21 protein-coding genes are annotated in these 16,973 nt (G+C 67.9%); 8 read left to right on the top strand and 13 right to left on the bottom strand.

From position 1 onward, the window contains the following. Nucleotides 1-209: 209 nt before the first annotated feature. Nucleotides 210-476: a 30S ribosomal protein S20 gene (rpsT, locus tag EV683_RS03605; protein ID WP_066611700.1), complete on the bottom strand. Its 267-nt coding sequence runs from the start codon at nt 474-476 to the stop codon at nt 210-212. Between the two features lie 121 nt (nt 477-597). Here rpsT and murJ point away from each other — a divergent pair, with 121 nt between their 5' ends. Further along, a complete protein-coding gene (gene murJ / locus EV683_RS03600) occupies nt 598-2,133 on the top strand; it encodes a murein biosynthesis integral membrane protein MurJ (RefSeq protein WP_066611701.1) in 1,536 nt (511 codons plus the stop codon). A 99-nt stretch (nt 2,134-2,232) separates the two neighbouring features. Beyond that, nucleotides 2,233-3,069, top strand: coding sequence for an NADPH-dependent 7-cyano-7-deazaguanine reductase QueF (gene queF / locus EV683_RS03595; protein WP_131861854.1), 837 nt, complete (start codon nt 2,233-2,235; stop codon nt 3,067-3,069). 76 nt (nt 3,070-3,145) lie between these two features. Here queF and EV683_RS03590 read toward each other — a convergent pair whose 3' ends face one another. From EV683_RS03590 to EV683_RS03580, 3 genes are all read right to left on the bottom strand, one after another. Beyond that, nucleotides 3,146-3,592 (bottom strand): Rrf2 family transcriptional regulator, encoded by a 447-nt coding sequence (locus EV683_RS03590; RefSeq protein ID WP_131861853.1) that lies wholly within the window; start codon nt 3,590-3,592, stop codon nt 3,146-3,148. A 62-nt stretch (nt 3,593-3,654) separates the two neighbouring features. Next, nucleotides 3,655-4,857 (bottom strand): NO-inducible flavohemoprotein, encoded by a 1,203-nt coding sequence (hmpA, locus tag EV683_RS03585; RefSeq protein WP_131861852.1) that lies wholly within the window; start codon nt 4,855-4,857, stop codon nt 3,655-3,657. Nucleotides 4,858-5,078: 221 nt separating this feature from the next. After that, the gene (locus EV683_RS03580) at nt 5,079-5,726 is read right to left on the bottom strand and encodes a glutathione S-transferase family protein (protein ID WP_131861851.1); all 648 of its coding nucleotides are present in this window, start codon (nt 5,724-5,726) and stop codon (nt 5,079-5,081) included. Between the two features lie 219 nt (nt 5,727-5,945). Here EV683_RS03580 and EV683_RS03575 point away from each other — a divergent pair, with 219 nt between their 5' ends. Then, nucleotides 5,946-6,278, top strand: coding sequence for a BON domain-containing protein (locus EV683_RS03575; protein ID WP_131861850.1), 333 nt, complete (start codon nt 5,946-5,948; stop codon nt 6,276-6,278). Between the two features lie 56 nt (nt 6,279-6,334). On the opposite strand, the gene iscX is transcribed toward EV683_RS03575, so the two are convergent. The 9 genes from iscX to iscR all read right to left on the bottom strand — a co-directional run bounded on the left by iscX (nt 6,335) and on the right by iscR (nt 12,498). Then, nucleotides 6,335-6,529, bottom strand: coding sequence for a Fe-S cluster assembly protein IscX (iscX, locus tag EV683_RS03570; RefSeq protein ID WP_066611714.1), 195 nt, complete (start codon nt 6,527-6,529; stop codon nt 6,335-6,337). 3 nt (nt 6,530-6,532) lie between these two features. Beyond that, nucleotides 6,533-7,036 carry a YbaK/EbsC family protein gene (locus EV683_RS03565; protein WP_243694706.1) on the bottom strand — a complete coding sequence of 168 codons (504 nt, stop codon included), beginning with the start codon at nt 7,034-7,036 and terminating at the stop codon, nt 6,533-6,535. Nucleotides 7,037-7,049: 13 nt separating this feature from the next. Next, the gene (gene fdx / locus EV683_RS03560) at nt 7,050-7,391 is read right to left on the bottom strand and encodes an ISC system 2Fe-2S type ferredoxin (protein WP_066611716.1); all 342 of its coding nucleotides are present in this window, start codon (nt 7,389-7,391) and stop codon (nt 7,050-7,052) included. A gap of 11 nt (nt 7,392-7,402) precedes the next feature. Then, the gene (hscA, locus tag EV683_RS03555) at nt 7,403-9,262 is read right to left on the bottom strand and encodes a Fe-S protein assembly chaperone HscA (RefSeq protein ID WP_131861849.1); all 1,860 of its coding nucleotides are present in this window, start codon (nt 9,260-9,262) and stop codon (nt 7,403-7,405) included. A 61-nt stretch (nt 9,263-9,323) separates the two neighbouring features. After that, complete coding sequence (gene hscB / locus EV683_RS03550) at nt 9,324-9,875, bottom strand: Fe-S protein assembly co-chaperone HscB (RefSeq protein ID WP_131861848.1); 552 nt, start codon at nt 9,873-9,875, stop codon at nt 9,324-9,326. A gap of 13 nt (nt 9,876-9,888) precedes the next feature. Then, nucleotides 9,889-10,215, bottom strand: a complete 327-nt coding sequence (gene iscA, locus EV683_RS03545; protein WP_131861847.1) for an iron-sulfur cluster assembly protein IscA — start codon at nt 10,213-10,215, stop codon at nt 9,889-9,891. A 106-nt stretch (nt 10,216-10,321) separates the two neighbouring features. After that, complete coding sequence (iscU, locus tag EV683_RS03540; RefSeq protein WP_066611725.1) at nt 10,322-10,705, bottom strand: Fe-S cluster assembly scaffold IscU; 384 nt, start codon at nt 10,703-10,705, stop codon at nt 10,322-10,324. A 59-nt stretch (nt 10,706-10,764) separates the two neighbouring features. Beyond that, nucleotides 10,765-11,982 (bottom strand): IscS subfamily cysteine desulfurase, encoded by a 1,218-nt coding sequence (locus EV683_RS03535; protein WP_066611731.1) that lies wholly within the window; start codon nt 11,980-11,982, stop codon nt 10,765-10,767. Nucleotides 11,983-12,009: 27 nt separating this feature from the next. Then, nucleotides 12,010-12,498 carry a Fe-S cluster assembly transcriptional regulator IscR gene (iscR, locus tag EV683_RS03530; protein WP_066611732.1) on the bottom strand — a complete coding sequence of 163 codons (489 nt, stop codon included), beginning with the start codon at nt 12,496-12,498 and terminating at the stop codon, nt 12,010-12,012. Nucleotides 12,499-12,768: 270 nt separating this feature from the next. On the opposite strand from iscR, the gene EV683_RS03525 reads away from it, so the two are divergent. The 5 genes from EV683_RS03525 to EV683_RS03505 all read left to right on the top strand — a co-directional run bounded on the left by EV683_RS03525 (nt 12,769) and on the right by EV683_RS03505 (nt 16,949). Then, entirely contained in the window at nt 12,769-13,890 is a 1,122-nt protein-coding gene (locus EV683_RS03525; RefSeq protein ID WP_131861846.1) for a beta-ketoacyl-ACP synthase III, read from the top strand. 247 nt (nt 13,891-14,137) lie between these two features. Beyond that, nucleotides 14,138-14,632: a pantetheine-phosphate adenylyltransferase gene (gene coaD / locus EV683_RS03520; protein WP_269446755.1), complete on the top strand. Its 495-nt coding sequence runs from the start codon at nt 14,138-14,140 to the stop codon at nt 14,630-14,632. Nucleotides 14,633-14,760: 128 nt separating this feature from the next. Then, a complete protein-coding gene (locus EV683_RS03515) occupies nt 14,761-15,702 on the top strand; it encodes a class I SAM-dependent methyltransferase (RefSeq protein WP_131861845.1) in 942 nt (313 codons plus the stop codon). A 208-nt stretch (nt 15,703-15,910) separates the two neighbouring features. After that, complete coding sequence (trxA, locus tag EV683_RS03510) at nt 15,911-16,273, top strand: thioredoxin (protein ID WP_066611741.1); 363 nt, start codon at nt 15,911-15,913, stop codon at nt 16,271-16,273. A 121-nt stretch (nt 16,274-16,394) separates the two neighbouring features. Next, on the top strand, nt 16,395-16,949 hold the full coding sequence (locus tag EV683_RS03505) for a glutathione peroxidase (RefSeq protein ID WP_066611743.1): 555 nt from the start codon (nt 16,395-16,397) through the stop codon (nt 16,947-16,949). Nucleotides 16,950-16,973: the final 24 nt, after the last annotated feature.

The raw sequence follows: 16,973 nt of genomic DNA, 5'->3' as shown, positions 1-16,973 counted from the left end.
TCGGGTAGCGGGTTTGGTCGCACAAACAGCTTACCTTGCACCGCCGTTCTCACATCCGGCTTTTACCTCACGTTCCCATTATTCCGTGAAGAACCTAAAAAAAGCTCGGCCAACCGACTAGGGTTGGCCGAGCTTTTTGGCGCCCGCGCGAAAAACAAAGGGCCCCGCGCGATGCGGAGCCCTCGGCATTCTTTGGCGCGAGCCTAAGATCAGGCGGCCATGGCCTTGATCTGGGCCGACAGGCGGCTCTTGTGGCGAGCGGCCTTGTTCTTGTGGAACACGCCCTTGTCGGCGATGCTGTCCAGCACTTTGGTCGAAGCCTGGAACACGGCCTGAGCGGCAGCCTTGTCGCCGGCTTCAACGGCTTTGATCACTTTCTTCACTGCGGTACGGAACGCAGTACGCAGGCTGGCGTTATGCGCGCGCTGCTTGAGAGCCTGGCGTGCACGCTTGCGAGCTTGTGCGCTGTTTGCCATGGAAAATCTCCTGATGAGCGGATTCTGAAACCGGCGATTCTAAGGCTTAAGGGGAGCTTTTGCAACAACAATCCCGGGCGCGTACACTCACGCCTTTGCTTTTTCCGTCAAGCTCTTGCCCATGAATCTGCTCAAGGCTCTGGCCGCCGTCAGTAGCATGACCATGGTGTCGCGCGTGCTCGGTTTCGTGCGCGACGCCCTCATCGCCCGGGTATTCGGCGCCGGCTTCGCGACCGACGCCTTCTTCGTCGCCTTCAAGCTGCCCAACCTGCTGCGCCGCATCTTCGCCGAGGGCGCGTTCTCGCAGGCCTTCGTGCCGGTGCTGGCCGAGTACAAGGCCAGGAAAACCGACGCCGAAACGCGCGACTTCCTCGCCCACGTCGCCGGCCTGTTGACGCTGGCGCTGGCGGTAGTCACCGCGCTCGGCATGGCCGCCGCCTCGTGGGTGGTCTGGGTCTCGGCGCCGGGCTTCACCAGCGAGGCGGACAAGTTCGCGCTGACGGTCGAATTGCTGCGCATCACCTTCCCCTACATCCTGTTCATCTCGCTGTCGTCGCTGGCCGGCAGCGTGCTGAACACCTGGCGGCAGTTCTCGATCCCGGCGTTCACGCCGACGCTGCTGAACCTGTCGTTCATCGCCTGCGCGCTGTTCCTCGCGCCCTACTTCGACCCGCCGGTGCTGGTGCTCGGCTGGGCGGTCTTCATCGGCGGCGTCGCGCAGCTGGCGTTCCAGCTCCCCTACCTGAAGAAGATCGGCATGCTGACCTGGCCGCGGCTGAACTTCCGCGACGCGGCGGTGTGGCGCGTGGTGCGGCAGATGGGGCCGGCGATCTTCGGCGTGTCGATCGCGCAGATCTCGCTGGTGATCAACACCATCTTCGCTTCCTTCCTCGCCTCGGGCAGCGTGTCGTGGATGTACTACGCCGACCGGCTGATGGAGTTCCCGACCGGCGTGCTCGGCGTCGCGCTCGGCACCATCCTGTTGCCGTCGCTGTCCAAGCACGCGGCGACCGCCGACAGCGCCGAATTCTCGAAACTGCTCGACTGGGGCCTCAGGCTGTCGCTGATGCTGGCGTTGCCCGCCTCGCTCGGCCTCGCGCTGTTGGCCGAGCCGCTGATCGCGACGCTGTTCATGTACGGCAAGTTCTCCTTGCTCGACGCGGCGATGACCGAGCGCGCGCTGGTTGCCTACGCGGTCGGCCTGACCGGGCTGATCGTCGTCAAGGTGCTGGCGCCGGGCTTCTACGCGCGGCAGAACATCAAGACGCCGGTCAAGGTCGCCATCGTCACGCTGATCGCGACGCAACTGATGAACCTCGCCTTCGTCTGGCAACTGAAGCACGCCGGCCTTGCGCTGGCGATCGGCCTCGGCGCCTGCCTGAACGCGCTGCTGCTGTGGCGTCTGCTGCTGCGCCACGGCATCTACCGGCCGCAGCCGGGCTGGGGGGCCTTCTTCGCCAAGACCGCGCTGGCGCTCGCGGCGATGGCGGCGGTGCTCGTCGCGCTGGCCGCGACGCTGCCGCTGGACTGGCAGGCGCGCGCCTGGCTGCGCGTCGCGCAGCTGTCGGGGCTGATAATCGCCGGCGTCGCCGCCTACTTCGGCACCTTGTTCGCGCTCGGCTTGCGGCCGCGCGACTTCGTGCGTCGCGAACACTGAGCCCCCGGCCGACCGCGACGGTCGGCCGGGCCCGTCGCGCACCACGACGCGGGGCGCGCTGCTAGAATCGTCCCATTCGCTTTACCCGAAGGAAACCGCATGACCCGCCCGACCACGCCGGACTTGTCGCCGCTCGGCAAGACCGTCACCTACCGCGACCGCTACGCGCCCGAGCTGCTGTTCCCGATCGCGCGCCACGGCAAGCGCGCCGAGATCGGCGTCGACGAGGCCGCGCTGCCGTTCAGCGGCGTCGACGTGTGGACCGGCTACGAGCTGTCGTGGCTAAACGCCAAGGGCAAGCCGCAGGTGGCGATCGTCACCTTCCACATCCCGGCGACCTCGGCCAACCTGGTCGAATCGAAGTCGTTCAAGCTCTACCTGAACAGCTTCAACCAGACGCGCGTCGAGTCGGTCGCGGCGCTGACCGCGATGCTGGAAAAAGACCTGTCGGCGGCGACCGGCGCGCCGGTCAGCGCGCGCGTCGTGCTGCCGGACGCCTTCGGCGCCGAGCGCATCGCCGCGCTGCCGGGCGAGAGCATCGACGAGCTCGACATCGAGGTGAACGACTACACGCCCGACCCGGCACGCTTGAAAGCCGACCCGGCGCACATCGTCACCGAGACGCTGCGCTCGGAGCTGCTGAAGTCCAACTGCCTCGTCACCGGCCAGCCGGACTGGGGCGGCGTCACCATCGCCTACACCGGGCCGAAGATCGATCGCGAGAGCCTGCTGCGCTACCTGATCGGCTTCCGCCAGCACAACGAATTCCACGAGCAGTGCGTCGAGCGCATCTTCATGGACGTCGCGCGACAGTGCGGCGCGACCGAGCTTACCGTCTACGCGCGCTACACCCGCCGCGGCGGGCTCGACATCAACCCGTTCCGCACCAACTGCGGCGCGGCCGTGCCCGAGAACGTGCGCACCGCGCGCCAGTGAGCGCAGCGCCGGCCAAGCCAAAAAGCCCCTCGAAACGAGGGGCTTTTTTGCCGGCTCGGCCAAGGTTGGCCGAGCTTCAGTCCTGCGGCAGCGCGACGCCGTGCAGCTTCACGATCGCCGGCCCGGTCGGCGCGGCGACGAGGTCGGCGAGCGTGACGGCGTCGAGGCGCGCGTAGAAGGCGTCCTCGGCCGCGTCGAGCACGCCCTTCAGGCGGCAGCCGCCGCGCAGCGCGCACGGCGGTTCGGCGCAGTCGATCAGCGCGTGCGCCGGCTCGAGCGCGCGCACCACGGCGCCGAGGCGGAGCTCGGCCGCCGGGCGCGCGAGGCGCAGGCCGCCGCCCTTGCCGCGCGTGGTGACGATCCAGCCCTGCTGCGCCATGAAGTGCACCACCTTGACGAGGTGGTTGCGCGAGATCGCGAAGCGCTCGGCGATCTCGGGAATGGTCGCGGGCACGTCGCGCGGCACGGCGGCCAGATACATCAGCACGCGCAAGCCGAAGTCGGTGAAACGGGTCAGTTGCATGGCGGCGAAAATCGCAATGGGGCGGCGTCGAGCATAGGCGCGACGCCGCCGGCGATCAAGCCTCAGACCGTCAGCGGGTCGGAACCGAACACCTCGTAGTGCACGCGATCGGCCGGCACGCCCAGCGCCAGGAGGGCCGCCTTCTGCGCGCGCATGAATTCGAGCGGGCCGCACAGGTAGTAGTCGGCGCCGTCGCGCAGCGCCAGCTCGGCCAGCGCGGCCTGGTCGATGCGGCCGGCGCGCTGGCCCGCCGCGACTTCGCCCTCCTCGACGAAGGCGGTGTAGGCCAGCGTCGGCGTGTCGGCGGACAGCGCGGACAGCGTGTCGGCGAAGGCGAGCGCGCCGGCGTTGCGCGCGGCGGTCAGGTAGACCACCTCGCGCTTCGCGCCCTGCGCGACCAGGGTGTTGAGCATCGCCATCATCGGCGTCTGGCCGACGCCGGCGCTGATCAGCACCACCGGGGTGTCGCGGTCCTGGTGCAGCACGAAGTCGCCCATCGGCGCCGACAGCTCGACCAGGTCGCCGGTCTTGACCGTCGCGTGCAGGTGGTTGGATACCATGCCGTCCGGGCGGAGCTCGTCGCCCGTTTCGCGCTTGACCGAGATGCGCAGGTAGCGGCCGTTCGGCGCGTCCGACAGGCTGTACTGGCGCGGCTGCGCCAGGCCCAGCGCCGGCAGCGTCACGCGTACGGTCACATACTGGCCCGGCTGGAAGCTCGGCAGCGCGCCGCCGTCGGCCGGCACCAGGTAGAACGACGCGATCTCGCTGCCTTCCTGGCCGCGCTCGACGACGCGGAACGGCCGAAAGCCCGACCAGCCGCCCTCGGCCAGCGTGGCGGTCTTGTACAGGTCGGCCTCGGCGGCGATCAGGATGTCGGCCAACTGGCCGTAGGCCTCGGCCCAGGCGGCGATCAGCTCGTCGCTGGCCGCGTCGCCGAGCACCTCGCGGATCGACGCCAACAGGTGGCCGCCGACGATCGGGTAGTGCTCGGCGCGGATGCCGAGGCTGGCGTGCTTGTGCGCGATGCGCATCACCACCGGCGCGAGCACCGACGGATCGTCGATATGCTCGGCGTAGCCGAGCACCGCGCCGGCCAGCGCCTGCTGCTGCTGGCCCGACGCCTGGTGGCCCTGGTTGAAGACGTTCTTCAGCTCGGGGTTGTGGCGGAACATGCGCTGGTAGAAGTGGCTGGTCAGCGTCACGCCGTGCTCCTTGAGCACGGGCACGGTGGCCTTGACGAGGGCGCGGGTCTGTTCGGACAGCATGGCGTTTCCTTTTGTTGGATTTTCAATACATGTTAAACGGCGCGACGTCGGGCTCGGCCAACGTCCGTCGCGCCGTCGCGCGATTCAATTCAATAGCTGCATTTTTAATACATCTTATGGTCGGCGGTCAAGCGTTTCCGTCGCCGCCCGCCGTTCGCAAACGCGGCGCAGCAAAAACGCCCCACCAAGGGGGCGTCGCGAGGATCGAATCCGGCCGCGCCTCAGCCCGGCGCCACCATGCCGGCGGCGACCTCGGCGCGCGCGGCGGCGTACCACTCGCGCATCGGCGCGAGCGCCAGGATGTGCTCGGCGTAGGCCGCTGCGGCGGGCGGCAGCGCCACGCCGTAGGTCTTGAAGCGCGTCACCACCGGCGCGTACATCGCGTCGGCGATCGAAAAGTGGCCGAACAGGAAGGGGCCGTCGTCGAGGAAGCGCGCGCGCAAGCCCTCCCAGATCGCGATCACGCGCTCGACGTCGGCGCGCACCGCCGGCAGCTCGGGCAAGGACTTGTCCTCGTGCACGAGGTCCATCGGGCAGTGCTCGCGCAGCGCGGCAAAGCCCGCGTGCATCTCGGCGCACACCGCGCGCGCCAGCGCCCGCGCTTCGCGCTCGACCGGCCACAGCCGCGCGCCGGGGAAGCATTCGGCGAGGTATTCGAGGATGGCGAGCGAATCCCACACCGCGAGCTGGCCGTCGATCAACAGCGGCACCTTGCCGCTCGGGCTGACCGCGCGCAGGCGCGCCTTGCTGTCGGGCAGGTAGAGCGGGATCGAATGCTCGGTGAACGGTTCGTCGAGCATGCGCAGCACGAGCCAGGGCCGCAGCGACCACGAGGAATAGTTCTTGTTGCCGATGATCAGTTTGAACATGACGCGCTCCCGTTGGAACCGGGCCAGGGTTGGCCGAAGGCTGCTTCCAGTGTAAGGGCATATCGTGCGCGCGACAGCGTGCCGGGGGATTTCACCGTTTCGCAACCGGAGCGCAACATTTCCTTAACGCGACCTTCCTAGAATCGAGCGCTGTCGACACCCGCGCGCCCCGCTGCAAGAGGGCGCCGGCCACACACACTGATAGCCTCGGAGAACACCATGAACCGCGTTGTGAACCGCGCCACCCTGCTGATTTCGCTCGTCGCCCCGCTGTGGCTGGCCGCCTGCTCGAGCGCCAGCGCGCCGCAGGCCGCCGCCGCCCCCAAGACCGCCGTCGCGGTCGACCCGGACGTCGCGCTGGCCGCGGCGGTGAAGGCCGCGCTGGACGCGGACCCGGCGCTCGCCCCCTTGAACCTGAAGGTGTCGAGCAAGAAGGGCGACATCAAGATCGAGGGCACGATGAGCGACGACCAGCAGATGCTCAAGGCCGGCCTGATCGCCCAGGACGTGCCGGGCGTGAAGAACGTCACCAACGACATGCAGTTCAAATAAGCCGGTCCGAAATGGCAAACGCCCCGCGTCGCGGGGCGTTTTGCTTGGGCGGGGAATCACTCGACCTCGTCGATCCACGCCATCTGGATCGCCTCGAGAATCTTCTCGCCGCAGTGCTTGGGATCGTCGTCGAATTCCTCCAGCGCGATCACCCAGTTCATCAGGTCGACGAAGTTGACCTTCTTCGGGTCGACGTCCGGGTGCGTGTCGGCCAGCGCGATCGCCACGTCGTAGGTATCGGTCCATTTCATCGTTCAGCCCTCCTTGATATCGGCCACGCGGGCGCCGGTCGCCGTCGCGAGCGCGTCGGCGGTGGTGCGGAACACCGCGAACGGGCTGCCGGCGGCGGCCCAGATTTCTTGATATTGGTACAGGTCCGCGTCGAGCAGGATGTCGACGTCGCCGACATGGCCGACCGGCGAGACGCCGCCGATCGCGAAGCCGGTGGTGCGGCGCACGAAGGCCGCGTCGGCGCGGCCTATGGTCTTGCCGGTCAGCTCGGCCAACTTGGCGGTGCAGACGCGGTTGCTGCCGCTGGCGACGACCAGCAGCGCGCGGTCGGTCTCGAGCTCGCGGAATACCATAGTCTTGGCGATCTGCGCGACCGAACAGCCGATCGCGGCGGCCGCTTCGGCCGAGGTACGCGTCGAGTCGGCCATCGCGCGGATCTCGGCGTCGAGGCCGAGCTCGGCCAAGGCGGCCGCGACGCGGGCGACCGAGCCGGTCTTCTCGTTGCGGGTGTCGGTGACGTCGTTCATCGCCGCCTCCCGCTCAGTGGTTTTCGCGCGCCAGGTTGATCGTGTAGCGCGGAATCTCGACCACCAGGTCCTCGTCGGCGACCAGCGCCTGGCACGACAGGCGCGAGTTGGCTTCCAGGCCCCAGGCCTTGTCGAGCATGTCTTCCTCGAGCTCGTCGGCCTCGTTCAGCGAATCGATGCCCTCGCGCACGATCACGTGGCAGGTGGTACAGGCGCAGGACATCTCGCAGGCGTGTTCGATCTCGATGTCGTGGGCGAGCAGCGCCTCGCAGATGCTCTGGCCGGCCGGCGCGTCGTCGATCACGGCGCCGTCGGGGCACAGTTCGGCGTGCGGCAGGACGATGATACGGGGCATGCGGACAATCCTCACAGTTCGGAAATGTTGTGGCCCTTGAGCGCGCGCTGGATGTTGCGGTCCATGCGGCGCGCGGCAAAGGCTTCGGTGGCCTGGTTGAGCGCGGCGGTGGCGGCGTTGACGCGCGCGGCCTCGCTGCCGGCGATCGCGGCGACGGCGGCGGCCAGCGCCGCGTCGATCGCCTCGCGCTCGGCGTCGGACAGCAGGTCGGCGTCGGCGGCCAGCGCGTTGTTCGTCGCGTCGATCAGCGCCTCGGCGTCGACCACCGCCTCGCGCAGCCGGCGCGCGGCGATGTCGTCGTGCACATGCTCGATCGAATCGGTCAGCATGCGGCTGATCTCGTCGTCGGACAGGCCGTAGCTCGGCTTGACCTCGATGTGCGCCTCGACGCCGCTGGACTGCTCGCGCGCGGTGACCGACAACAGGCCGTCGGCGTCGACCTGGAAGGTGACGCGGATGCGCGCCGCGCCGGCGACCATAGGCGGAATGCCGCGCAGCGTGAAGCGCGCGAGGCTACGGCAGTCGGCGACCAGCTCGCGCTCGCCCTGCAGCACGTGGATCGCCATCGCGGTCTGGCCGTCCTTGTAGGTGGTGAACTCCTGCGCGCGCGCGATCGGGATCGTGCTGTTGCGCGGGATGATCTTTTCGGTCAGGCCGCCCATGGTCTCGAGGCCGAGCGACAGCGGGATCACGTCGAGCAGCAGCCAGTCGTCGTCGCGCTTGTTGCCGGCCAGCACGTTGGCCTGCATCGCGGCGCCGAGCGCGACGACCTTGTCCGGGTCGAGGTTGGTCAGCGGCGTCTGGCCGAAGAAGTCGCCGACCGCGCGCTGCACCTGCGGCATGCGCGTCGCGCCGCCGACCATCACCACGCCCTTGACGTCGTCGACGCCGATCTTCGCGTCGCGCAGCGCCTTCCTGACCGGCGTGATGGTCTTGTCGACCAGCGTCTTGCTGATCGCGTGGAATTCGGCCTGCGTCAGCGTCAGGTCGACCGCCTGGCCGTCGGACAACAGCGCGGTAAAGCGCGTCTCGGCGTGTTCGGTCAGCGCCTCCTTGGCCTCGCGCGCGCGCGTCAGCAACAGCCGGGTGTCGTGCGGCGTCAGCCCGGACAGCTTGGCCTGTTCGAGCGCCCAGCAGTAGATGCGGTGGTCGAAGTCGTCGCCGCCGAGCGCCGAGTCGCCGCTGGTGGCCAGCACCTCGAACACGCCGCGCGACAGCTTGAGGATGGACACGTCGAAGGTGCCGCCGCCGAGGTCGTAGACGACGTAGACGCCCTCGGCGCCGTTGTCGAGGCCGTAGGCGATCGCCGCGGCGGTCGGCTCGTTAAGCAAGCGCAGCACGTTCAGGCCGGCTAGCTTCGCCGCGTCCTTGGTCGCCTGGCGCTGCGCGTCGTCGAAGTAGGCCGGCACGGTGATCACCGCGCCGGTCAGCTCGCCGCCGAGGCTGGCCTCGGCGCGCGCCTTGAGCGCGCGCAGGATGTCGGCCGACACCTCGACCGGGCTCTTGGTGCCGGCGCGGGTGACGAGCTGGACCATGCCGGGCGCGTCGACGAAGCGGTACGGCTCGCGCGCAAGGTTGGACAGGTCGGCCAGACCACGGCCCATGAAACGCTTGACCGACACGATGGTGTTGGCCGGGTCGCGGCTCTGTTCGGCCTGCGCCGCGTAGCCGACCGCGGTGTCGCCGTCCGCAAGGTAGCGCACCACCGACGGTAGCAGCGTGCGGCCGGCCTCGTCGGGCAGGCAAACGGCGCTGCCGCTGCGCACGGTGGCGACCAACGAGTTGGTGGTCCCGAGGTCGATGCCGACCGCGAGGCGGTGCTGATGGGGGGCGGCGGACATGCCGGGTTCGGCGATTTGCAGCAGAGCCATGTCTTGTCTTCGTATAGGGCGGAGGTTGGCCGAGCCGCCTGGCGCGGGCGACCGGGTCGGATCAGAACAGCAGCGCCTCGATCGCGTCGCCGATCTCCTGCTCGAGCTTTTCGAGGAAGCGCCACTTGCGCACCAGGAGCGCGGCGGCGTCAAGGTCGCCGGCGCCGTCGAGCGCGGCGGCGAGCTCGTCGCGCAGCGCGGCGGCGTCGGCGCGCAGCTCGCGCGCCAGCTTCTCGAGCGCGTCGACGTCGCGCGCCATCTTGGCGTCCATGATGGCTTCGCGCCATTCCATCTGCGCCATCAGGAAAGCCGGCGGCATCGCGGTGTTGGTTTCTTCCTGGGTGTCGACGCCGGACAGCGTCAGCAGGTAGCGCGCGCGCGCCAGCGGCGACTTGAGCGTCTGGTAGGCCTCGTTGACGCGCGTCGCCATCATCAGCGCGGCGCGGCGCTCGGCGTCGCCGGCGTGCGCGAAGCGGTCCGGGTGGACCTGGCTCGCGGCGGCGCGGTAGCGCTCGTCGAGCTGCGCCGCGTCGATGGCGAAGCGGCGCGGCAGGTCGAACAGCGCAAAAAAATCCTGGCCGAAGCGGTCGGCGTTCACGGTAGCGGCGTTCATCGTGCTTGCCGGCTCAGACCTGGAAGCTTTCGCCGCAACCGCACTCGTTCTTCACGTTCGGGTTGTTGAACTTGAAGCCCTCGTTGAGGCCTTCCTTGGTGTAGTCGAGCTCGGTACCGTCGAGGTAGGCGAGGCTCTTGGCGTCGGTGAACACCTTGACGCCGTGGCTCTCGAACACGATGTCCTCGTCGTCGTTCGCCACGTCGACGAACTCGAGCTTGTAGGCCATGCCGGAGCAGCCGGTGGTTTTCACGCCCAGGCGGACGCCGAGCCCCTTGCCGCGTTTGGCAAGGAAGGCGGAGACATGCTGGGCTGCGCGTTCGGAAAGGGTAATCGCCATCGCAAGCTTTCTCTTTCGGATTCGTAACGGGGCAAAGCGGCGGGCCGCCCATCCCGACAGGAGGGCGTCGCCCGCGGCGGGGTTGGCCGAGCCCTGAGGCCCGGGCTTATTCCCCGTGCTTTTGCTTGTAGTCGGCGACCGCGGCCTTGATCGCGTCCTCGGCGAGGATCGAGCAGTGGATCTTGACCGGCGGCAGCGCCAACTCCTCGGCGATGTCGGTGTTCTTGATAGCCAGCGCCTCGTCCAGCGTCTTGCCCTTCACCCACTCGGTGACGAGCGACGACGACGCGATCGCCGAGCCACAGCCGTAGGTCTTGAACTTGGCGTCTTCGATCACGCCGCCTTCGCCGACCTTGATCTGCAGCTTCATCACGTCGCCACAGGCCGGCGCGCCGACCATGCCGGTGCCGACGGTGTCGTCGCCCTTCTCGAACGAGCCGACGTTGCGCGGATTTTCGTAGTGATCCAGAACCTGGGTGCTGTAAGACATTTCTGTTCTCCTGTGAGGGTGAGGTGTCGGGCGCTCGCCCGGCCCACCTCACAAGTCAATCAGTGGGCGGCCCACTGAACCGTGTTGAGGTCGACGCCGTCCTTGAACATTTCCCACAGCGGGGACAGTTCGCGCAGCTTGCCGATCTTCGCGCGCATCAGCGCGATCGCGTAGTCGACTTCCTCGGCGGTGGTGAAGCGGCCGATGGTGAAGCGGATCGAGCTGTGCGCCAGCTCGTCGTTGCGGCCGAGCGCTCGCAGCACGTAGGACGGCTCGAGGCTGGCCGAGGTGCAGGCCGAGCCCGACGACACCGCCAGGTCCTTGACCGCCATGATCAGCGACTCGCCCTCGACGAAGTTGAAGCTGACGTTCAGGTTGTGCGGCACGCGGTGCTCGGCGTCGCCGTTCAGGTAGACCTCTTCCATGTCCTTCACGCCGTTCCACAGCCGGTCGCGCAGCAGGCGGATGCGTTCGTTCTCGGACGCCATTTCCTCGCGCGCGATGCGGAAGGCCTCGCCCATGCCGACGATCTGGTGCGTCGCCAGCGTGCCCGAGCGGAAGCCGCGCTCGTGGCCGCCGCCGTGCATCTGCGCCTCGAGGCGCACGCGCGGCTTGCGGCGCACGTACAGCGCGCCGATGCCTTTCGGACCGTAGGTCTTGTGCGCCGAGAAACTCATCAGGTCGACCTTCAGCTTGTCGAGGTCGATCTCGACCTTGCCGGTCGCCTGCGCCGCGTCGACGTGGAAGATGATCCCTTTTTCGCGGCAGATCTCGCCCAGTTGCGCGATGTCCTGCACCACGCCGATCTCGTTGTTGACGAACATCACCGACGCGAGGATGGTGTCCGGGCGGATCGCCGCCTTGAACGCCTCGATGTCGAGCAGGCCGTTTTCCTGCACCGGCAGGTAGCTGACCTCGAAGCCCTGGCGCTCGAGTTCGCGACAGGTGTCGAGCACCGCCTTGTGTTCGGTCTTGACGGTGATGATGTGCTTGCCCTTGGACTTGTAGAACTGCGCGGCGCCCTTGATCGCGAGGTTGTCCGATTCGGTGGCGCCCGAGGTCCAGATGATTTCCTTCGGGTCGCAGTTGACGAGCTTGGCCACCTCGGCGCGCGCGTTCTCCACCGCCTCCTCGGCTTCCCAGCCGAAGCTGTGGCTGCGGCTCGCGGGGTTGCCGAACTTCTCGGTCAGGTAGGGAATCATCTTCTCGGCCACGCGCGGGTCGATCGGCGTGGTCGCCGAGTAGTCGAGGTAGATCGGAAGCTTCAGCTCGCTCATTGTCTTTATCTCCACGGAACCGGCGGCTCAGGCCGCGCCGGTGACGGACTCGGCACAGGTGCGGCGCTGCGCGCCGGCCTCGCGTTTATCCTGCAAAACGTTGGTTTCCTTGGCGCGCTGCTGCTCGATGAGGCCGGCCAGCGTGACCTTGGACAGGTAGTCGAAAATGGTGGCGTTCAGGTTGGTCCACAAGTCGTGGGTCATGCAGCGGTGGTTGTCGTGACAGTTCTCGCGACCGCCGCACTGGGTGGCGTCGACCGGCTCGTCGACCGCGACGATGATGTCGGCCACCGAGATCCCCGCCGCTTCCTTGGCCAGCGTGTAGCCGCCGCCCGGCCCACGCACGCTGTCGACCAGCTGCGCACGGCGCAGCTTGCCGAACAACTGCTCCAGATAGGAGAGCGAGATGCCCTGGCGCTCGCTGATGCCCGCCAGCGTCACCGGCCCGCCCGCTTCGCGCAGCGCGAGGTCCAGCATGGCGGTGACCGCGAAGCGGCCTTTGGTGGTGAGACGCATAGACTCGAACTCCTTCGGGATGGTATGGCGATTATACCGAATATCCGACTAATTTAGTCAACTATCCGATCCCGGGGTTCCGCCCCGACCGGCCACCGGCAAAGTTGAGTATTTTACTTGGTTTCTGGCGCGGTGGGGATGGATTTGTTACGGCGCGGCGACGGCACGGTGCTATGATGGCGAGCAAACAATCGTTTCAACCGTTCGTTTGCTTTGTCGTGCGCCGCCGGCGGCACGACCAGCCCGGACGCAGCCCAAGGAGTGTTTCCGATGCATCCCGTCGTGATCAGCGGCAGCGGCCTGTTCACCCCTCCCCACGCGGTCGGCAACGACGCGCTGGTCGCCGCCTTCAACGCCTACGTCACGCGCCACAACGCCGAGCGCGCGACCGACATCGCCGCCGGCCGGCTCGCGCCGCTGGCCGAGTCGAGTGCCGACTTCATCGAGCGCGCGTCGGGCATCCGGCAGCGCTACCTGATGGACAAGGACGGCGTGCTCGACCCCGACAGGATGTGCCCCGAGCTGCCCGAGCGGCCGAACGACGCGCTGTCGCTACAGGCCGAGATGGCGCTCGCCGCCGCGCGCGAAGCGCTCGGGAACGCCGGCCGCACCGCGCACGAGGTCGACCTCGTCGTCGTCGCCTGCTCGAACCTGCAGCGTCCCTACCCGGCGGTGGCGATCGAGGTGCAGGCGGCGCTCGGCGCCGCCGGCTTCGCCTACGATATGAACGTCGCCTGCGCGTCGGCCACCTTCGCGATCCAGAACGCGGCGGCGGCGATCGCGGCCGGCCAGGCGAGCTGCGCGCTGGTCGTCAACCCGGAGATCTGCTCGGCGCACCTGAATTTTCGCGACCGCGACAGCCATTTCATCTTCGGCGACGCGGCGACCGCGCTGCTGCTCGAACCGCTGCAGACGGCGCGCGCGGCCAAGCTGTTCGAGGTCGTCGGCAGCAAGCTGGCGACGCAGTTCTCCAACAACATCCGCAACAACTTCGGCTTTCTGAACCGCTGCGCGCCCGAGGGCGTCGGCGCCGCCGACAAGCTGTTCGTGCAGCAGGGCCGCAAGGTATTCAAGGAAGTTTGCCCGCTGGTCGGCGAGCACATCCTGGCCCACCTCGGCCAACTCGGCATCGCGCCGCAATCGGTACGCCGCTTCTGGCTGCACCAGGCCAACCTGGCGATGAACGAGCTGATCGCGCGCCGCGTGCTCGGCCGCGACGCGACGCGGGACGAGGCGCCGGTCATCCTCGACCGCTACGGCAACACCAGCTCGGCCGGCGCGGTGATCGCCTTCCACCTGCACAGCGACGACCTGGCGCCCGGCGACGTCGGCGTGCTGTCGTCGTTCGGCGCCGGCTACTCGGTCGGCAGCGTCGCGCTCGTGCGGCGCTAAAGCGCGGCGGGCTTGATCCAGGTCAAGCCCGCCGGCCGCGCGATCGCCTACAGTGGCAGGGCCGTGGCGGCAGATGGTCGCCGTTTTCAGGTGGGTGGTTCGGCCGCCGCCTGTCGCCCGGCCCCTACCCCCGCGCCGTCCGCCGGCGCCGCCTCCGTCCTCCCCGGCCACCGGCCGTCTTTGACCTGCTGCAGCGCACAAGGTACAGTCGATACAGGGACAACCTTCAACGATAAGGAAAATAACCTTGAAGCGAGCCGTGTACGCAGGGAGTTTCGACCCGGTCACCAACGGCCACCTGTGGATGATCCGCGAGGCGGTCGAACTGTTCGACGAACTGACGGTGGCGATCGGCGTCAACCCGGACAAGCGCTGCACCTTCAGCGTCGACGAGCGCCTCGAGATGCTGCGCGCCGTCACGCGCGGCTTTTCCAAGCTCAAGGTCGAGGTGTTCGAGAACCAGTTCCTGGTCAACTACGCGCGCAGCATCGGCGCCAACTACATCGTGCGCGGCATCCGCACCGCCAGCGACTACGAGTACGAGCGCACCATGCGCTACATCAATTCCGACCTGCACGCCGACATCACCACCGTGTTCCTGTTGCCGCCGCGCGAATACGCCGAGGTGTCGTCGACCATGGTCAAGGGCCTGGTCGGCCCGGCCGGCTGGGAAGGCGTGATACGCCACTACGTGCCCGAGCCGGTCTACCGCAAGCTGGTCGCGCTCGACAAGACCAGTTGAGCGCGACCCGCCCAGGCGGCCGACGCCGGCCATCTGTTATCATGCCAAGCTTGGCCGAGCCCTCGGCCAAGCTTGGCCGCACCACCGACGCGCTCTGGGCGCGTTTTTTCATTGCCGGACCCGAATCCATGAGCGACTTCTCCGCCTTCGCCAACCGTCTCGCCAAGAACCACAAGCACCTGTCCAAGTGGGCGCGCCGCCAGGGGCTCGACGCCTGGCGCGTCTACGACCGCGACGTGCCGCAGTTCCCGTTCGCCGTCGACGTCTACGGCGACCAAGCGCACGTCGCCGAGTACGACACCGGCTGGCAGATGGAAGACGCCGAGTACGACGCCTGGATCGCCGAATGCCTCGCCACCGTCGCGCTCGTCACCGGCGCGAGCCACGTCGCGCTCAAGACACGCCGCCGCCAGAAGGGCGACAAGCAGTACGAGAAGACCGGCGCGGCCGGCGAGGACTTCGTCGTCGGGGAAGCCGGCCAGCAATTCTGGGTCAACCTCGACGCCTACCTCGACACCGGGCTGTTCCTCGACCACCGCAACACCCGCCGCCGGGTGCGCGACGAGGCGGCCGGCAAGCGCTTCCTGAACCTGTTCGCCTACACCGGCAGCTTCACCGTCTACGCCGCCGCCGGCGGCGCGGTCAGCTCGGAGACGGTCGACCTGTCCAATACCTACCAGGCCTGGGCGCGGCGCAACTTCGAACTGAACGGGCTGGACCTCGATGCCCACCAGCTGGTGCGCGCCGACGTGTTCCAGTACCTCGACGAGGCGCGCGCCGCGCACAAGCGCTTCGACCTGATCGTGATGGACCCGCCGAGCTTCTCCAACTCGAAGAAGATGCTTGAGATCCTCGACGTGCAGCGCGACCAGCGCCGTCTGGTCGACGGCGCGATGGCGCTGTTGGCGCCCGGCGGCGTGCTGTACTTCTCGAACAACCTCCGAAGCTTCACGCTCGACCCGACCCTGGCCGAGGACTACGCGGTCGAGGACATCAGCGCGCAGTCGGTCCCCGAGGACTTCCGCAACAAGAAAATCCACCAGTGCTGGCGCATCCGCCACGCCGGCTGAGCGCTGCGCCCGCATCCGCCACGCCCCGGGATCGCATCCTGCGCCGCCGCGCACCGCTTCTGCCCTCCTTCGGTGCCGATAGCGCCACCCTATCGGCACGATGACGAAATACAATCCCGCCGACCCCTTGTCCCCGCAAGGCGCCGCGACCATCTTGACACTATGCGCCGGCACCGCCCGGCCCCATCCCGACCCGAAAGGAGCCGCCATGGCGCTCATCAACCTGACCGGCGACGCATTCAACGCCACCGTCGACACCGACGACATCATCATCCTCGACTTCTGGGCCAACTGGTGCGGCCCGTGCAAGATGTTCGGCCCGGTGTTCGAGGCTGCCGCGGCAAAACACCCGGACATCACCTTCGCCAAGATCGACACCGAGGCCGAGCACGACCTGGCCGCGCACTTCAACATCCGCTCGATCCCGACGCTGATGGTGCTGAAGAACCGCACGCTGGTATTCAACCAGGCCGGCGCGATGAGCGCGGGCCAGTTCGAGCAGCTGATCGCCGCCGTACGCGAGCTGGACGTCGCCGCCGAACTGGCGCGCCAGGAGGCCGGCCAAGGCTGACCGGACGCCGCCGTCGGGCGGCTTTCCAGCCCGGACTAGTTTGTCCTATACAAAAAATTGACGCGGCGGGCGACGCTGACTACAGTCAAACCATCGCCCCTTCCCGCCCGGGAGAGTCGCCATGAAACGCCTGCTAACCGCCCTGCTGCTGTCGTTGCCCTTGGCCGCGACCGCCGCCTGTCCGCCGGTGCTCAACCACCGCGTGCCCGGCCTCTTGGGCGGCAGCATCGATCTGTGCGCCTATCAGGGCCGCCCGGTGCTGGTGGTCAACACCGCCAGCGAATGCGGCTTCACGCCGCAGTTCAGCAAGCTCGAGGCGATCTACAAGCAGTACGAGCAGCAGGGCCTGGTGGTGGTCGGCTTCCCGAGCAACGACTTCTTCCAGGAAAAGGCCAGCGCCGAGGACATCGCCAAGGTCTGCCACGCCAACTACGGCGTGACCTTTCCGATGGCGGCCAAGACCCACGTCACCGGCGACAAGGCGCTGCCGTTCTTCAAGGCGCTCTCGGCGATGAGCGGCCAGAAGCCGCGTTGGAACTTCTACAAATACCTGATCTCGCCGGACGGCAACCGGGTGACGCCGTTCTCCAGCCTGACCGAGCCGGACGACCCGGTGCTGCTCCGGACGCTGCAACCCTATCTGAAGCTGAAGGCCACGCCGTCGCAGGCGGGCTGAAACCGAACCGACCCGAACAGGAGA

This window comes from Crenobacter luteus, assembly GCF_004345725.1.
Lineage (GTDB): Bacteria > Pseudomonadota > Gammaproteobacteria > Burkholderiales > Chromobacteriaceae > Crenobacter > Crenobacter luteus.
The sequence above is the reverse complement of the archived record's forward strand: the minus strand, read 5'-3'. Positions and strand labels throughout refer to the sequence as shown.